The 15,430-nt window shown below is 55.2% G+C and carries 17 protein-coding genes, 1 tRNA gene and 2 pseudogenes; 14 read left to right on the top strand and 6 right to left on the bottom strand.

The genetic code is table 11. The annotated features are described in order from the left end of the window. Window positions 1-101 precede the first annotated feature (101 nt). Window positions 102-422, top strand: a complete 321-nt coding sequence (locus tag K0P33_RS20950) for an I78 family peptidase inhibitor (protein ID WP_242151073.1) — start codon at window positions 102-104, stop codon at window positions 420-422. Between the two features lie 74 nt (window positions 423-496). Here the strand turns inward: K0P33_RS20950 and K0P33_RS20945 are convergent, their stop codons facing one another. Together K0P33_RS20945 and K0P33_RS20940 are read right to left on the bottom strand one after the other, a co-directional pair. After that, window positions 497-709, bottom strand: a complete 213-nt coding sequence (locus tag K0P33_RS20945; RefSeq protein ID WP_003234260.1) for a cold-shock protein — start codon at window positions 707-709, stop codon at window positions 497-499. Window positions 710-998: 289 nt separating this feature from the next. Next, window positions 999-1,313 carry a hypothetical protein gene (locus K0P33_RS20940; protein ID WP_094952230.1) on the bottom strand — a complete coding sequence of 105 codons (315 nt, stop codon included), beginning with the start codon at window positions 1,311-1,313 and terminating at the stop codon, window positions 999-1,001. 368 nt (window positions 1,314-1,681) lie between these two features. On the opposite strand from K0P33_RS20940, the gene thrS reads away from it, so the two are divergent. The 9 genes from thrS (at window position 1,682) to K0P33_RS20895 (ending at window position 9,137) form a co-directional block, all read left to right on the top strand. Beyond that, entirely contained in the window at window positions 1,682-3,604 is a 1,923-nt protein-coding gene (thrS, locus tag K0P33_RS20935) for a threonine--tRNA ligase (protein WP_024076468.1), read from the top strand. Next, complete coding sequence (gene infC, locus K0P33_RS20930; RefSeq protein ID WP_172979313.1) at window positions 3,604-4,155, top strand: translation initiation factor IF-3; 552 nt, start codon at window positions 3,604-3,606, stop codon at window positions 4,153-4,155. Before thrS ends, infC begins: the two co-directional genes overlap by 1 nt. 60 nt (window positions 4,156-4,215) lie before the next feature. Then, window positions 4,216-4,410: a 50S ribosomal protein L35 gene (rpmI, locus tag K0P33_RS20925; protein ID WP_002553160.1), complete on the top strand. Its 195-nt coding sequence runs from the start codon at window positions 4,216-4,218 to the stop codon at window positions 4,408-4,410. 29 nt (window positions 4,411-4,439) lie between these two features. Then, a complete protein-coding gene (gene rplT, locus K0P33_RS20920) occupies window positions 4,440-4,796 on the top strand; it encodes a 50S ribosomal protein L20 (protein ID WP_053257052.1) in 357 nt (118 codons plus the stop codon). Between the two features lie 109 nt (window positions 4,797-4,905). Next, entirely contained in the window at window positions 4,906-5,922 is a 1,017-nt protein-coding gene (gene pheS, locus K0P33_RS20915; RefSeq protein ID WP_094952229.1) for a phenylalanine--tRNA ligase subunit alpha, read from the top strand. A 26-nt stretch (window positions 5,923-5,948) separates the two neighbouring features. Next, window positions 5,949-8,327 carry a phenylalanine--tRNA ligase subunit beta gene (gene pheT, locus K0P33_RS20910; protein ID WP_242151071.1) on the top strand — a complete coding sequence of 793 codons (2,379 nt, stop codon included), beginning with the start codon at window positions 5,949-5,951 and terminating at the stop codon, window positions 8,325-8,327. Between the two features lie 3 nt (window positions 8,328-8,330). After that, window positions 8,331-8,633: an integration host factor subunit alpha gene (gene ihfA, locus K0P33_RS20905; RefSeq protein WP_002553164.1), complete on the top strand. Its 303-nt coding sequence runs from the start codon at window positions 8,331-8,333 to the stop codon at window positions 8,631-8,633. Further along, entirely contained in the window at window positions 8,614-8,970 is a 357-nt protein-coding gene (locus tag K0P33_RS20900; protein ID WP_003219935.1) for a MerR family transcriptional regulator, read from the top strand. Before ihfA ends, K0P33_RS20900 begins: the two co-directional genes overlap by 20 nt. 90 nt (window positions 8,971-9,060) lie before the next feature. Then, window positions 9,061-9,137, top strand: a tRNA-Pro gene (locus K0P33_RS20895). A 366-nt stretch (window positions 9,138-9,503) separates the two neighbouring features. On the opposite strand, the gene K0P33_RS20890 is transcribed toward K0P33_RS20895, so the two are convergent. Together K0P33_RS20890 and K0P33_RS20885 are read right to left on the bottom strand one after the other, a co-directional pair. Then, window positions 9,504-11,279, bottom strand: coding sequence for a sensor domain-containing phosphodiesterase (locus K0P33_RS20890; RefSeq protein ID WP_242151068.1), 1,776 nt, complete (start codon window positions 11,277-11,279; stop codon window positions 9,504-9,506). 670 nt (window positions 11,280-11,949) lie between these two features. Continuing rightward, window positions 11,950-12,171 (bottom strand): hypothetical protein, encoded by a 222-nt coding sequence (locus K0P33_RS20885; RefSeq protein ID WP_242151065.1) that lies wholly within the window; start codon window positions 12,169-12,171, stop codon window positions 11,950-11,952. Window positions 12,172-12,294: 123 nt separating this feature from the next. Here K0P33_RS20885 and K0P33_RS20880 point away from each other — a divergent pair, with 123 nt between their 5' ends. Next, entirely contained in the window at window positions 12,295-12,696 is a 402-nt protein-coding gene (locus K0P33_RS20880) for a hypothetical protein (RefSeq protein ID WP_242156087.1), read from the top strand. An 88-nt stretch (window positions 12,697-12,784) separates the two neighbouring features. Next, on the top strand, window positions 12,785-12,958 hold the full coding sequence (locus K0P33_RS20875) for a hypothetical protein (protein WP_242151062.1): 174 nt from the start codon (window positions 12,785-12,787) through the stop codon (window positions 12,956-12,958). Window positions 12,959-13,237: 279 nt separating this feature from the next. Here K0P33_RS20875 and K0P33_RS20870 read toward each other — a convergent pair whose 3' ends face one another. Continuing rightward, entirely contained in the window at window positions 13,238-13,549 is a 312-nt protein-coding gene (locus K0P33_RS20870; protein ID WP_242151058.1) for a hypothetical protein, read from the bottom strand. A gap of 196 nt (window positions 13,550-13,745) precedes the next feature. On the opposite strand from K0P33_RS20870, the pseudogene K0P33_RS20865 reads away from it, so the two are divergent. Together K0P33_RS20865 and K0P33_RS20860 are read left to right on the top strand one after the other, a co-directional pair. Further along, window positions 13,746-14,180: pseudogene (locus tag K0P33_RS20865) on the top strand (putative metallopeptidase); the annotation flags it as partial. Window positions 14,181-14,183: 3 nt separating this feature from the next. After that, window positions 14,184-14,453: pseudogene (locus K0P33_RS20860) on the top strand (hypothetical protein); the annotation flags it as partial. Between the two features lie 49 nt (window positions 14,454-14,502). Here the strand turns inward: K0P33_RS20860 and K0P33_RS20855 are convergent. After that, the gene (locus K0P33_RS20855; protein ID WP_242151055.1) at window positions 14,503-15,240 is read right to left on the bottom strand and encodes a GntR family transcriptional regulator; all 738 of its coding nucleotides are present in this window, start codon (window positions 15,238-15,240) and stop codon (window positions 14,503-14,505) included. Window positions 15,241-15,430: the final 190 nt, after the last annotated feature.

Here is a 15,430-nt window from a genome sequence, read left to right as displayed (position 1 = left end):
CTGAGTCAGGCAGACTTGCCTACGGGCGATTTACGTCTTGAAACCAATCTGCCAGATCGCTGTCGCACGATCTCTGTCCATTTTTAATCATAGGAGGCTTCATGCCTTGGAAGCTCGCATCATTCGGTACTTTGTTGGCAGCACTCGCTTTGGCGGGTTGCAGCACCCCAGGTGCCTCTGAGCCAGCCAAAGACGCCGCCGTGACCGATGCCGGTCATAGCCGCTGTGAGTCGAAAGCTGCCGAGTTCGCGATCGGCCAGAAAGCCTCGCCTCAACTGCTGGATCAGGCGCGTACCCGTGCCGGTGCGCAGAACGCGCGGATCCTCAGGCCTAGCGACATGGTCACCCTGGAATACCGCTCAGACCGCCTGAACCTGAGCACCGACGATAACTTGGTGATCACGCGGGTCAACTGCGGCTGAGCACCTCGCGGCTTTTGCAACGCGCATAAAAAACCCCGTCACATGGACGGGGTTTTTTTTAGCTCAGCGGAGAATTACTCGCCGCGAACCTGTGCAGCTTGCATACCCTTTTGGCCTTTCTCAGCCACGAAGGAAACGGTTTGGCCTTCTTTCAGGCTTTTGAAACCGTCGCTTTCGATAGCTTTGAAGTGTACGAACAGGTCGTCACCGCCACCTTGAGGAGTGATGAAGCCGAAGCCTTTTTCATCGTTGAACCATTTAACGGTGCCGGTTTGGCGATTAGACATGGTGTATCTCCAAGAAACATATATTTTCAGTAGTGCTGTGCTGCTCAGGCCAACTGGGCACACCGAGCTATCATAGTCGAAATGTTCGACTTGGGAGCCCCCCCAAGGCATTGTTTGCTAATCAATAGCGTTGCGTTTAGTGCTTTGGTCGGCTGAAAGCCCCGAACTACGGGGCTTTCGCGCGAAATATCAGCTGTTAAAAAAAGCCGTAAAAGCTGCGTAATTTGTGAGAAATAGCAGTTTTCAGGCGGTTTTTTCAGCACGGCGACCGTCTGATCAGTGGTCGATCTTACTTTTTCTTCACCACTTTGCAGGACGAAATGGCCGCGACAGCTTTGTTTTTAAGCTGCGGGCTGGCGTTCTGGTTGGTCATGAGCTCTTTGATTTCTGCAGTGCTCAATTCGGCGTTGATCTTGTCCGCGCCACATTCGCAATGGTCTTTGGCGGTTTTGGCGTCTACGTTCTGGCTGGCAGCTGCGCTGCAGTCTTTGACGAAGCTGTCACGTGCGCCCGCTGGCCAGTTCGACGGGGCAGCGGCCTGCGCGCCGAGGGAAAGAATAGTCAGGGATGCGGCGAGAGCGAGGGATGAGGTGAAACGCATCATGTGGATGCTCCTTTGGGTCGAGGACGAACGGCGATTCTCGGGGTGTTTGAGGCGTGGCGTACAGCTCAAGTTCACTTTTGCAGCTATAAAGCCTGGAATTTGTCTTTACACAAGATAGCGTCGGCGCGATGACCGTTCATCTGTGCTAGGATCTTGCGCTTGGCTAAATCCGGGCGTGCCAATTGCCGCCTTGCCATGTTTCTTTTTAGCTCACTCCAGTCACTCTGGTTCGATTATCGGTTGGCCGAAAGGCTCCTGCCGCTGTAAGGCAGGCGTTCAGCAATGAACGGCCTGGTGTTGGATCTTGTACTGGCTCATCCCAACCCACGTGACCTTTGGTAGGGGTCACCACTAGGAGAGGAGGCGCCATGCCAACTATTACTCTTCCCGACGGCAGTCAACGTTCATTCGATCATTCGGTTTCAGTCGCCGAGGTCGCCGCATCCATTGGTGCAGGCCTGGCCAAGGCCACCGTGGCCGGCAAGGTCGACGGCAAGCTGGTTGACGCCAGCGACCTGATCACCTCAGACGCCAGCCTGCAAATCATCACGCCCAAGGATCAAGAGGGGCTGGAGATCATTCGCCACTCTTGCGCGCACCTGATTGGCCATGCGGTCAAGCAGCTGTACCCGACGGCGAAAATGGTCATCGGCCCGGTCATCGATGAAGGCTTCTATTACGACATCGCCTACGAACGCCCTTTCACGCCGGACGACCTGGCCGCGATCGAGCAGCGCATGCACGCGCTGATCGAAAAAGATTACGACGTGATCAAGAAGGTCACCCCGCGCGCTGAAGTGATCGACGTGTTCACTGCTCGTGGCGAAGACTACAAGCTGCGTCTGGTGGAAGACATGCCGGACGAGCAGGCCATGGGCCTGTACTACCACGAAGAATATGTCGACATGTGCCGCGGTCCGCACGTGCCGAACACACGCTTCCTCAAGTCGTTCAAGCTGACCAAGTTGTCCGGTGCCTACTGGCGCGGCGACGCAAAGAACGAGCAACTGCAGCGGATCTACGGCACTGCCTGGGCTGACAAGAAGCAGCTGGCGGCCTACATCCAGCGCATCGAAGAAGCCGAGAAGCGCGATCACCGCAAGATCGGCAAGCGCCTGAACCTGTTCCACCTTCAGGAAGAAGCGCCGGGGATGGTGTTCTGGCACCCGAACGGCTGGACCCTGTACCAAGTGCTCGAGCAGTACATGCGCAAAGTGCAGCGCGAAAACGGCTACCTGGAGATCAAGACTCCCCAGGTCGTTGATCGCAGCCTGTGGGAGAAATCCGGGCACTGGGCCAACTACGCCGACAACATGTTCACCACTCAGTCGGAAAACCGCGACTACGCCATCAAGCCAATGAACTGCCCGTGCCACGTGCAGGTGTTCAACCAGGGCCTGAAGAGCTACCGCGAGTTGCCGATGCGCCTGGCCGAGTTCGGTGCCTGCCACCGTAACGAGCCATCGGGTGCACTGCACGGCATCATGCGTGTGCGCGGCTTCACTCAGGACGACGCCCACATCTTCTGCACCGAAGAGCAGATGCAGGCTGAATCCGCTGCGTTCATCAAGCTGACCATGGACGTTTATCGCGATTTCGGTTTCACCGAAGTCGAAATGAAGCTGTCCACTCGTCCGGAAAAACGCGTCGGTTCCGACGAGCTGTGGGATCGCGCCGAAGCTGCACTGGCCGCAGCCCTAGACAGCGCGGGCCTTGCGTACGATTTGCAGCCGGGTGAGGGCGCCTTCTACGGTCCTAAAATCGAGTTCTCGCTGAAAGATTGTCTTGGCCGTGTCTGGCAATGTGGTACTTTGCAGCTCGATTTTAACCTGCCGATCCGTTTGGGAGCCGAATACGTCTCCGAAGACAACAGCCGTAAACACCCGGTTATGCTGCACCGGGCGATCCTCGGCTCGTTCGAACGGTTTGTCGGGATCCTGATCGAGCACTACGAGGGTGCATTCCCCGCGTGGCTGGCTCCGACCCAGGCAGTGATCATGAATATCACTGATAAACAGGCCGATTTTGCTGCTGAAGTTGAAAAAACTCTCAACGAAAGCGGATTTCGTGCCAAGTCCGACTTGAGAAATGAAAAGATCGGCTTTAAAATCCGTGAGCATACTTTGCTCAAGGTTCCCTATCTTTTGGTTATCGGAGATCGGGAAGTCGAGATGCAGACTGTCGCTGTGCGTACTCGTGAAGGTGCTGACCTGGGCTCGATGCCCGTCGCCCAGTTCGCTGAGTTCCTCGCGCAAGCGGTTTCCCGGCGTGGTCGCCCAGATTCGGAGTAATTATTATTAAGCGTGAAATGAGACAAGATAAACGAGCTGCACCGAAAGCCCCGATCAACGAGAATATCTCGGCACGCGAGGTTCGGTTAATTGGCGCTGACGGCGAGCAGATTGGCATCGTCTCGATTGATGAAGCGCTTCGTATTGCTGAAGAGTCCAAATTGGACCTGGTGGAAATCTCCGCCGACGCAATCCCACCCGTTTGCCGGGTGATGGACTACGGCAAGTCGATCTTCGAGAAGAAGAAGCAGGTTGCCGCAGCGAAGAAGAACCAGAAGCAGATTCAAGTAAAAGAAATCAAGTTTCGTCCAGGGACGGAGGAAGGGGATTACCAGGTAAAACTGCGCAACCTGGTACGTTTCCTGAGTGATGGGGACAGGGCCAAGGTATCCTTGCGATTCCGCGGCCGTGAGATGGCCCACCAGGAGCTGGGGATGGAACTCCTCAAGCGGGTTGAAGGTGACCTGCTGGAGTACGGTTCCGTCGAGCAGCATCCTAAGATGGAAGGACGCCAGCTGATTATGGTCATCGCCCCGAAAAAGAAGAAGTAATCAACAGGGCACGGCAGGCCTTCTGATTATGTTTATCAACTGAATGCGGAGTATCCGAACATGCCAAAGATGAAGACTAAAAGTGGTGCTGCTAAGCGGTTTCTGAAAACTGCTAACGGTATCAAGCACAAGCACGCTTTCAAGAGCCACATCCTGACCAAAATGTCGACCAAGCGTAAGCGTCAATTGCGCGGTAGCAGCTTGCTGCATCCGTCTGACGTGGCAAAAGTCGAGCGCATGCTGCGCCTTCGTTAATTTTGGATCAAGAATAGAGGAAGTAACTCATGGCTCGTGTAAAGCGTGGCGTCATTGCCCGTAAACGTCACAAAAAAATTCTGAAACTCGCTAAAGGCTACTACGGCGCACGCTCACGCGTATTCCGTGTTGCCAAGCAAGCGGTAATCAAGGCAGGCCAATACGCCTACCGTGACCGTCGTCAGAAAAAACGTCAGTTCCGCGCTCTGTGGATCGCTCGTATCAACGCTGGTGCACGTGTTAACGGTCTGTCCTACAGCCGTTTCATCGCTGGCCTGAAAAAAGCGTCCATCGAAATCGACCGTAAGGTTCTGGCTGAACTGGCCGTGAACGATAAAGCGGTGTTTGCTGCGATTGTCGAGAAAGCTAAAGCCACCTTGGCTTAAGTACCCCCGACAGTCACCTTGGGTTACTCCTGTAGCTCAAGGTGGTAAACGTCATAAATAGGGGAAGAGCCTTCAAGCTCTTCCCCTATTTTGTATCTGGAGTCTGTACATGGAAAACCTGGACGCGCTCGTCGCTCAAGCTCTCGAGGCTGTGCAAAGCGCTGAAGATATCAATGCCCTGGAGCAAATCCGGGTTCACTACCTTGGCAAAAAAGGTGAATTGACTCAGGTGATGAAGACCCTGGGGAATTTGCCGGCTGAAGAGCGTCCGCAAGTCGGTGCGCTGATCAACGTCGCCAAGGAGCGTGTCACTGAGGTTCTCAATGCGCGCAAGGCGTCGCTCGAGGAGGCCGATCTTGCGGCCAAGCTCGCCGCCGAGTCCATTGACGTGACCTTGCCTGGCCGTGGCCAGGCCTCGGGCGGTCTACATCCGATCACCCGGACTCTGGAACGTATCGAGCAGTTCTTCACCCACATCGGCTACGGCATTGCCGAAGGCCCTGAGGTCGAAGACGACTATCACAACTTCGAGGCGCTCAACATCCCAGGCCATCACCCGGCCCGGTCGATGCACGACACCTTCTATTTCAACGCGAACATGCTGTTGCGCACCCATACCTCGCCGGTACAGGTCCGCACCATGGAAGCGACCAAGCCGCCGATCCGCATCGTCTGCCCAGGCCGTGTGTACCGTAGCGACTCCGATATCACCCACTCGCCGATGTTCCACCAGGTTGAAGGCCTGCTGGTTGATCGCGATATCAATTTCGCCGACCTCAAAGGCACCATCGAAGAATTCCTGCGGGTGTTTTTCGAGAAAGAGCTGGCGGTGCGTTTTCGTCCATCGTTCTTCCCGTTCACCGAGCCGTCCGCTGAAGTCGATATGGAATGCGTGATGTGCAGCGGTAAAGGCTGCCGTGTCTGCAAACAGACCGGCTGGCTGGAAGTGATGGGCTGCGGCATGGTTCACCCCAACGTACTGCGCATGTCCGGGATCGACCCGGAAGAGTTCTCGGGCTTTGCCTTCGGCATGGGCGTTGAGCGTCTGGCCATGCTGCGTTACGGCGTGAACGACTTGCGTCTGTTCTTCGACAACGACTTGCGGTTCCTCGCGCAATTTCGCTAGTCGTAACGAATCTTTAGGAGAGCAGGATGAAATTCAGTGAACAATGGCTGCGTGGCTGGGTAAGCCCGCAGGTAGATCGCGACGAGCTGGTTGCTCGTCTGTCGATGGCCGGTCTTGAGGTCGATAGCGTTACGCCGGCCGCCGGTGTTTTCAGCGGTGTGGTCGTGGGCGAAGTGCTGAGCACCGAGCAACATCCCGATGCCGACAAATTGCGTGTGTGCCAGGTCAGCAATGGCGCGCAGACTTTCCAGGTCGTGTGCGGTGCGCCAAACGTGCGCCCGGGCCTGAAGATTCCGTTCGCCATGATCGGCGCCGAACTGCCGGGCGACTTCAAGATCAAGAAAGCCAAGCTGCGTGGCGTTGAGTCCAACGGCATGCTCTGCTCACAGGCTGAGCTGCAAGTGGGCGAGGGCAACGATGGCCTGATGGAGCTGCCGGCCGACGCGCCAGTGGGCCAGGACGTTCGTGTCTACCTGGAACTGGAAGACGCCAGCATCGAGGTCGACCTGACCCCGAACCGTGGCGACTGCCTGTCCCTGGCGGGTCTGGCGCGTGAAGTGGGTGCGCTGTACAACGCCCCCGTCACTCGTCCCGTGGTTGCCGCCGTACCCGCTGTGCACGACGAAGTGCGCTCTATCGAAGTGCTGGCACCCAACGCTTGCCCACGTTACCTGGGCCGCGTGATCCGCAATGTCGACCTGTCCAAGCCAACCCCACTGTGGATGGTTGAGCGCCTGCGTCGCGCCGACGTACGCAGCATTGACGCCGCCGTCGATATCACCAACTACGTGATGCTCGAGTTGGGCCAACCGCTGCATGCGTTCGATCTTGCCGAAATCAACGGCGGCATCCGCGTACGCATGGCCGAAGAAGGTGAGAAGCTGGTACTGCTCGACGGCCAGGAAGTAACCCTGCGCGCTGACACGCTGGTGATCGCCGACCATTCCCGCGCACTGGCCATTGCCGGCGTGATGGGGGGCGAGCACAGCGGCGTGTCCGCGACCACGCGTGACATTTTCCTTGAAAGTGCGTTCTTTGATCAGATCGTCATCGCTGGCAAGGCCCGTTCCTACGGCTTGCACACCGATGCTTCGCACCGCTATGAGCGTGGCGTGGACTGGAAGCTGGCCCGTGAAGCCATGGAGCGCGCCACTGGCCTGCTGCTGGAAATCACCGGAGGCGAAGCTGGCCCGATCACTGAAAGCGTGAGCGAGCAGCACCTGCCGTCCGTTGCACCGATCACCCTGCGCGCCAAGAGCGTCGAGCAAATGCTCGGTCTGGTGATCGAGCCTGCTCAAATCGAGCAACTGCTGTCGGCGCTCGGCCTGGGTATTTCCGCTGGCGGGGAAGGGCAGTGGCACGTTGAAGTGCCAAGCTATCGTTTCGACATCAGCCTGGAAGTCGACCTGATCGAAGAGCTGGCCCGCCTATATGGCTACAACCGCCTGCCGGTTCGCTACCCGCAAGCGCGTCTCGCGCCGCAGCCTAAAGCAGAAGCGCGTGCGCACCTGCCTGAACTGCGTCGTTTGCTGGTTGCCCGTGGCTATCAGGAAGCGGTGACCTACAGCTTCATCGACCCGAAACAGTTCGAACTGTTCAACCCGGGCGTAGAACCGCTGCTGTTGGCCAACCCGATCTCCAACGACATGGCGGCCATGCGTTCGTCGCTGTGGCCGGGCCTGGTGAAAGCACTTTCCCACAACTTGAACCGTCAGCAAGACCGCGTGCGCATGTTCGAAAGCGGCCTGCGTTTCGTCGGCCAACTCGACGGCCTGAAGCAAGAGCCGATGCTGGCTGGCGTGGTGTGCGGCAGCCGCCTGCCGGAAGGCTGGGCACAGGGCCGTGACGGCGTGGATTTCTTCGACGTTAAAGCGGATGTGGAAGCGGTATTGGGCTTCGCCGGCGCACTCGACGATTTCACCTTCGTGCCAGGCAGTCACCCGGCGTTGCACCCGGGCCAGACCGCGCGTATCGAGCGCGAAGGGCGTTTGGTAGGCTTCGTCGGCGCCATCCACCCGGAGCTGTCGAAAACCCTAGGTCTGGACCGTCCAGTGTTCGTTTTTGAGCTGGTCTTGGCTGAAGTTGCATCGGGCAAAATGCCTAAATTCAGCGAGTTGTCGCGCTTCCCTGAAGTGCGTCGTGACTTGGCCCTGATCGCCGACCGTGAAGTGGCCGCCACTGCCGTTCTGGATGTAATCCGTGAAAATGCAGGGGAATGGCTGACAGACCTCAGGCTATTTGACGTCTATCAGGGTAAAGGCATTGATCCGCATAGAAAAAGCCTTGCAGTTGGCTTGACCTGGCAGCATCCATCGCGCACTCTTAATGACGATGAGGTGAATACCACGACACAAAATATCCTCACCTCGCTCGAACAAAGGTTGAACGCCACGTTAAGGAAGTGACGTATGGGGGCTTTGACGAAAGCTGAGATGGCGGAACGTCTGTACGAAGAGCTGGGTCTGAACAAACGCGAAGCCAAGGAATTGGTCGAGCTGTTTTTTGAAGAAATCAGGCACGCTCTGGAAGACAATGAGCAGGTCAAACTGTCCGGTTTCGGCAACTTTGACCTGCGGGACAAACGCCAGCGGCCTGGCCGCAATCCAAAAACGGGAGAAGAAATCCCGATCACGGCTCGCCGTGTGGTCACCTTTCGTCCAGGGCAGAAGTTGAAGGCCCGAGTTGAGGCTTATGCTGGAACCAAGTCATAACGACGAGCTACCCGTCATCCCAGGCAAACGCTACTTCACCATTGGTGAAGTCAGCGAGCTCTGTGCGGTCAAACCGCACGTGCTGCGCTATTGGGAGCAGGAGTTTCCTCAACTCAACCCCGTCAAACGCACCGGGAACCGTCGGTATTATCAGCGCCAGGATGTGCTGATGATCCGACAGATCCGTGCGTTGCTGTACGACCAGGGGTTCACCATCAGCGGCGCACGCCAGCGTATGTCCGGTGATGAAGCCAAAGACGACACCACCCAATACAAGCAAATGATCCGTCAGATGATCTCCGAACTCGAAGATGTGCTGGTTGTTCTGAAGAAGTGATACAAGCTTTTAAAATACTTCCACATTTCAAAAGCTTGCGGTATATTCCGGATCGCTTCGTAGCGAAGCGAACCCAGTAACACGCCTAGTCGGGGCGTAGCGCAGTCCGGTAGCGCACTAGCATGGGGTGCTAGGGGTCGAGTGTTCGAATCACTCCGTCCCGACCATTATTCCTGAGTAAAATCAGACACGTGAGCCGATCAGATAGATCGGCTTTTTTGTGTCTGCGCAAAATTGGCGCAAAACTACCCGGTGATTTCGCTGATATTCAGGTCCGGAATCGCCTCCGACCAGATAATTTTCTCGTGGTCTCGCTGGTAGTACAGACATTACCAATTGGGACAACGACGGCAAACCAGAGTCGCCCCGGTACCTCTGGCGCTGACAGTGGCACAGGAACTGCTTGATGCAGAGTGAAACCTTTGCTGCGTAGCACATTGCTGTAGCAGCGAGGTGAGACGGATGCTATCTGAGAAAACCTTCATTGATGGGGCGGGAGCTCAAGCACGCTACCCGCCGGATCATTCGGCCTATCAAGAGCCGGTGCTGAAGCCGCCTTGTTCCAGCCATTTTTCCAACAAACTCGCCTGCAGAGGCTTAGTGATCAGGTACCCTTGAGCCTCTGTACAACCCCAGCTAGTAATGAGATCAAGGATGTTGTCGGTCTCAACGCCCTCTGCTACGACTCTATACCCCAGCCCCCTTGAGAGTTCGATCAGCGTCTTAACTAGTTGTTTGTCTTTTTCATTCGTGTTGATGTTGCTAATCAGTGACTGGTCGAGTTTTACCGTATGTATCGGAAGTTGACGCAAGTATGTCCAGTTACTATAGCCAGTACCAAAGTCATCTACGGAAATCTCAATTCCCAATCCGCGCACGCGCTCTAGCTGTTTAATAACCATCTGAGGATCTGATATGAGCATGCTCTCGGTGAATTCAAGCTCAATACTTTCCGGGTAAAGGTCTCCGTTTTGCATGTGTTCTATAATTTTTTCTACCAATTTTGAGTTTTCAAGGTCGCTGACGGTCACGTTCATAGCGACTCTTAACTCAATGCCTCTCGTTCTCCAATCTTTCGTTTGGTCCACTACCGCATCAAGCACCCAGAAAGTTATTGACTGCATTAATGCAGTTTTAACGGCGAGAGGTATAAACTCTGCCGGACTAATCGGGCCGAGTGTCGGATGATTCCACCGGATCAACGCTTCTACGCTTTCGCACGCGAGGCTGGGCAAATTGACTTTCGGATGGAACACTAGACTCAGTTGCTCGGTAGATCGAACTGCATCCGGTAGAGAACTCAATAGTGCAAACGCGCGTTGCTGGGCTGCATCCAGTTCAGCCTGGTAAAGCGACCATCCCAAGTTTCTTGCTCTCGCATCGTCAGCTGCCCCAACCACCAAGCGCAGCCAATCCTTCTCTTCTGCATCGGCAATTTCCAAAACTCCTATGCCTGCCTGCATAAGTATTGGAATGTCTTGACAGTCAACCGGCGTTTCAAAGCTCGAAAGAATTTTTAAGCAGAGATCTTCAACAGGTTCGCGAGCATTGAGAAGAAAGCCAAAGCGGGTGGGGCTGATTTTGTACAAAAGTAAATTTTTTGGTAACAAAGACAGGAGTCGAGCCTTTACATTAAGCATTAGCAATTGCGCAAAACTATAGCCAAGTGCTTTTACTACATCATTCAAAAATTTTGGTGAGATAATATCTACGGCATATAGGTTCTGTGGTATGCCGCTAGAGCTCGCTTGGCGAATATCTTCTTCAAGTCGGAGCCGGTTAAATAGTCCAGTAGGCTGGTCTATATAGTTACGGGAGCGTAAGCCCACAATCCGCATCACGACCAGTTGAGCAAAATAAACGAGCATTCCGGCGTCTCGTTTGCTCATAGGCCCTCTTGGCGAGGTGTCAATTACGCATAGACTGCCTAACGAGAAACCGTCACTTGTGAGAAGTGGTGCGCTAGCGTAATAGCGAATGAAGGGGAGGCCTGTTACCAAAGGGTTATCTTTGAAGTGATCGTCCTTTTGCGCATCCAAGATCTCCACAGGCTCTCTATCACGCAGTGAGTGCGCGCAGAACGAAGCGCTCCGTGGTGTTGCGCGCTGTTCAATCCCTATCCGAGCCCTGAACCATTGTTCGTGCTTGTCAACGATCGAAATCAATGCGATCGGAGCGCTGAAGTACTCAGATGTCATTGAAATCATCTTTTCGAAGACTTCGTCATCTTGGTCATTTTGCGGGCAAAGGTCCGCAACGCGTCGTAAGCGTTCAGTTTCGTAGTCAGGGATGGGAGCGTCTGCGTCCATGATTAACCTCGTGTAACACTGTCCTGTGGCTAGACGTTATCAGACCCCTAAAAAGTCGTCATTTGCCTCCGAAGCGTCTAAGAACTATAGCTGCAATCTTGGGCCATCGGCGGCTATCTGTTTTCTGCCAGCCTTCAGGAGGAAAGAGACCGCAAGATCTCGCCCCTCCTTGTAAACAGCACGAAATACACCTGGGCTACTGAAAAAATGTTGCAACAAGTGAGAAAGCATTTACCCATGCTGTCGATCTTGCGCGTTAGGGATTGATACTGAAGCCCGGCCAATGAGTAGGGCTTTTTTGTAGGTGCTTGAAGGGACTCTGGTCATGGGGATTTCTGCACAAAGCATCGCCGCCGAACTCATGGGGCAGGTCGAGAAGCTCCTACCGGCGCGTCCTCTAGTGAGCGGTGGATTTCATCATTTTGTTATCCGAGCGTCGGTAACCGCTGAGGTAAGTCCTACGATGTCGTCCGAAGCCTTCGATATTTTTCTGTGCAAACTTGCAGACGAGTGTCGTGAGTGGTCAGTCGAAATCAGTGGCAGCTTGGACGATTTGGTGATCACTTTCTCTAGGTGAGCCCACGGGTAATTGAACCCCGATTTTTAAGAACAAATCTATGCGAAAAGCCCGGAAATGCGATCCAGGCTTTTTTGGGTCCCTCATTCAGGTTTAAGCATTGTCGCGGCCATCGCCGGAAGGTTCGCCCGTTTTGCTAGGCCAATTGCGATGGCAATCAATCACGGACACATCTTCTCCTTGCGCGTGCATGCGACGCAGGTAAGACACTGGTCGTACGTCGCTTGATTCAAAAGGAGACCATGTGCAGACAGCATGGTCGCCATGCTCTTTTATCGATTCGTTGAGTAGCCTGATCAATTCGCTGGCTTTCATAGGATTCCATGCCTTATTGGATCTGGATTGTTCGCTCCGCGTACCTGCCTCGACAATAGCACTCAACTAACAGCCCGCCACTGCGCGGGCTTTTTCTTTTTCATGCCCTACGAAGTCGAGCGCATGGAGTATCTACAGCGCCTGCTCGACAAAATCGACAGGTTCGAATTGTTTATCTCGGGCCTGGGTGGCGCTGTGATCGCCAGCTGGTGGCATAAGGACGACTTGAACGACTGGCGTGCTTGGATGATCTTCCTCATCACCGGCATGGCCTGCTCGATCTATTTGACGAGCATGGTCAGCACCTACCTGGGTGTGACCGAGCCGAAGATCGTCGCCGGCATTGGTAAGGCGCATCGCTTTCGCATAGTCCGCTTCAAGGTCATCGGGCAGCGATTCACAATCCAGCTTGGCTGTAGCCATCAGTTGGGGCTTCGTCGTAGCTGTAGCGGGAGGCCTGCGCAGCCATTGCCGGGCCAGCGAGAAGTAACGCACAGAGATATAAGCGTCCGTGCATTGGTTTGAAGTCTCGAAATGTCAAAGTTAGCGGAGTATACCCGGCCAATGGGCGACACGTTTTCGGATGCGCCAAATCGTGGCGCGAGGTTTTCAGATGAACAACGTCACCCGCCTGCGCCACGCGCTCCCGATGAGCCAGGACAGCAACAAGGCCCTGACTGATCTGGATAGCGCCATCGCCAAGGCAATCGACGCAGCAAGGGCTGCTGGATCGCCTCAGGGCTTAGTTGTCGCTGAGTTGCGCGGACACGCCTACGCGCAAACCTGAATCATGGTGAATTGAGGTTGGTAGCAGTACCAGAGTGATGAGGATTATTGCTCGGATGGACTTTCGCATAGGTAACACCTGTTTAAGTGGGACACCTACACATCTTCCAGACTAAGGCCTTTCAAATCACCTCAACTAAATGCAGTTACTGATACCTCGCTTTCAGCCACTACTTAATCAGACCGAGACAATTTATGACATCTAAGCAACCTGACTGGGAGGCAATCGAACGTGCCTGCCGGGCCGGGCTGAGAGTCGGCGGGCCTGAGAGGCCTCGTTTTACTTCACGTATTTGACGGTTGCGCTAACCAGCAACTGGTCGTTGACCGTAACCTTGCAAAAGCGCTTCGAAACTGTTTTGTTATCAATCGCGAGTGTGGGGGCGCATTGCAAGAACACCTTTTTACCCTTCCAGTCCTGAGCTACACCAGCAGTCGTTGCGCTCGCATACTCTTTCATGAATTTGCGATTCCAAGGTCCGAAATACACCTCCGGTTCGCCGCCTCCGAAGAAACCAGATTCCTGCGTGGCGCAGATCGTACCTTCTACCCTTTCGCCGTCGATGATATTGGCGTCGGTATAGCAATTCATCAGGCCGTTCCAAGCGTCTAGATCTACTGGCCCCCTGTTAACCCAGGTAGAGGCAGTAACGCATCCTGAGAGGGTTGCGACTGCGAGAGCGCTAAGGCAAATGCATTTAATACGAGACATTGAATTGAGCTTCCTTGCTTTTTGAAGCCGTCACCAATACCCGTAACACGCCACAATTTCAAGTTCAGGGTGATCCATGGAAAGGCCATACCCACCATCGTCACTTCTTGAGCTGTCCGAGCTTTCCGACTTTGGCATCCGACTGACTCCGGCTCCTGATGTGTGGGAATGGCTTCAGGCCGAGATCCTTGCCGCCACCGGCAGCATTCACAACGAAGATCACGCCCATCTACTGGATGCAGACATTCGGATCATGTGGGCGTCGTCGAGCTTCGAGAAGCAGGGCAGAACAGTCCTGGGCCAGGCCGAACGGGTAGCGTTCCGCGCCGGCGGCTGGCAGAAAGCCCGGATGGAGCAACAGATGCGTGATTGGTTCGGCGATGTGCCGGCCTTCATCATCGCCCTGGCTACTGACTACTGCGCCGAGTGCAACGACCTTGAGTTCTGCGCACTCATCGAACACGAGCGCTATCACCTGGCTCACGCGACCGACAAGTACGGTCAACCAGCATGCAAGGTGGATGAATTCTTCAACCGCCGCACCGAGCGCTTGCGCGGTGACTACGATAAATAGCTTAAGGCCATCAGCGAGCGCGCTGAGAAGGCAGAGTCCTTCGCTGCCAAGTTCCAGGGCAAAGTCCTGGGCGATTCGGTACGTGGTGCTGCACTGAAAGCCGGCGCGCTGCCCGAAGCAACCGACGACATCATCCTGCGCGCCAAGGGCATGTTCACCCTTAACGAAGATGGCGATGCGGTCGCCGTTGATGAGTCCGGCCTGGTCATCCTCGTAAAGACGGCAAGCGTTGCTGCGCCGGGCCGCCTTGCCACTGGGTTCATGAGATATCGATCTGGTACCTGAACCCCTCGGCCGCTGCGCGGGAAATTCGGTATTCGAGCGGGGAGCGGTCATAGCCCAGGGCGGTGCGCTCGATGGTGACGACCGGGGCGCCTTCTTTGATCGAAAGGATTTTGGCGATGGCCCGGTCGGCTTGCTCCACGGTGAGGGTCTCGGTCGCCGAGCCGATACATTGGCCGCATTGGGTTTCATAAAACGGGTAGAGCAGTTTGCCGAAGCTTTCGGAATTAATGTCCAGCAATGCGCCGAACCGTGTGACGGGGAGCCAGATATCCTCGTGAAACAGTGTGCGGCTTTCAACCATCCGCAGCCGCTCCAGGTGCACGACGTCTTCGTCGTCCTGCAACTTCAGTGCTGTTGCCACCGGCTGTGAGGGTTTTTGCCGGTTCTTTGCCAGGATGCGGCTGGTCGGTATTTCGCGCCCACCCGCGGCATTCACTTGCCTGAAGAATCGCGCCAGTGAGGCATCGAAGTTGGGGCGGCGCACGTAGGTGCCACGGCCCTGGCTGCGCAGGAGCAGGCCTTCATTGACCAGCGTGTCCACGGCCTTTCGTACCGTGCCGATGGCCACACCATAGTGTTTGGTGAGCTCGGCCTCCGTGGGGATGGGCGAGCCTGGCATCCATTCGCCAGTGCCGATCTTGGCGAGCATTTCTTCTCGCAGGCGCTGATAGAGCGGCAAGCGCTCGTCGTATCCGAGGGTAGGGGTGTTCATTTTTCTTTGATTCCTTTTCGGCATGCGGAGCCACTTTATCACCTGCGTGAGGTTTGACAGATATCTATCCCTGAATATATGGTGATCTAGTCATATATATGAATTTGCGGCGTCTACACACATGCTGACGATGACAGATTGGGCCAAAGGGCCTGGTTTCTCAGGGGCGGCAGGTGATTTGCCATAACAA

Origin of the sequence: Pseudomonas sp. ArH3a, from assembly GCF_022648765.1 — a bacterium.
Taxonomy (GTDB): Bacteria; Pseudomonadota; Gammaproteobacteria; order Pseudomonadales; family Pseudomonadaceae; genus Aquipseudomonas.
Note: the sequence above shows the minus strand (reverse complement) of the source record. Positions and strands in the feature narration are given on the sequence as shown.

Coding starts and splice junctions, on each gene's coding strand:
- rpmI (WP_002553160.1), top strand. CDS start 4,216: ATGCCAAAGATGAAGACTAAAAGTGGTGCTGCTAAGCGGTTTCTGAAA.
- rplT (WP_053257052.1), top strand. CDS start 4,440: ATGGCTCGTGTAAAGCGTGGCGTCATTGCCCGTAAACGTCACAAAAAA.
- K0P33_RS20855 (WP_242151055.1), bottom strand. CDS start 15,240: ATGAACACCCCTACCCTCGGATACGACGAGCGCTTGCCGCTCTATCAG.
- K0P33_RS20870 (WP_242151058.1), bottom strand. CDS start 13,549: ATGAATTGCTATACCGACGCCAATATCATCGACGGCGAAAGGGTAGAA.
- K0P33_RS20945 (WP_003234260.1), bottom strand. CDS start 709: ATGTCTAATCGCCAAACCGGCACCGTTAAATGGTTCAACGATGAAAAA.
- pheS (WP_094952229.1), top strand. CDS start 4,906: ATGGAAAACCTGGACGCGCTCGTCGCTCAAGCTCTCGAGGCTGTGCAA.
- ihfA (WP_002553164.1), top strand. CDS start 8,331: ATGGGGGCTTTGACGAAAGCTGAGATGGCGGAACGTCTGTACGAAGAG.
- K0P33_RS20900 (WP_003219935.1), top strand. CDS start 8,614: ATGCTGGAACCAAGTCATAACGACGAGCTACCCGTCATCCCAGGCAAA.
- pheT (WP_242151071.1), top strand. CDS start 5,949: ATGAAATTCAGTGAACAATGGCTGCGTGGCTGGGTAAGCCCGCAGGTA.
- K0P33_RS20950 (WP_242151073.1), top strand. CDS start 102: ATGCCTTGGAAGCTCGCATCATTCGGTACTTTGTTGGCAGCACTCGCT.
- K0P33_RS20890 (WP_242151068.1), bottom strand. CDS start 11,279: ATGGACGCAGACGCTCCCATCCCTGACTACGAAACTGAACGCTTACGA.
- K0P33_RS20880 (WP_242156087.1), top strand. CDS start 12,295: ATGGAGTATCTACAGCGCCTGCTCGACAAAATCGACAGGTTCGAATTG.
- K0P33_RS20875 (WP_242151062.1), top strand. CDS start 12,785: ATGAACAACGTCACCCGCCTGCGCCACGCGCTCCCGATGAGCCAGGAC.
- K0P33_RS20885 (WP_242151065.1), bottom strand. CDS start 12,171: ATGAAAGCCAGCGAATTGATCAGGCTACTCAACGAATCGATAAAAGAG.
- thrS (WP_024076468.1), top strand. CDS start 1,682: ATGCCAACTATTACTCTTCCCGACGGCAGTCAACGTTCATTCGATCAT.
- K0P33_RS20940 (WP_094952230.1), bottom strand. CDS start 1,313: ATGATGCGTTTCACCTCATCCCTCGCTCTCGCCGCATCCCTGACTATT.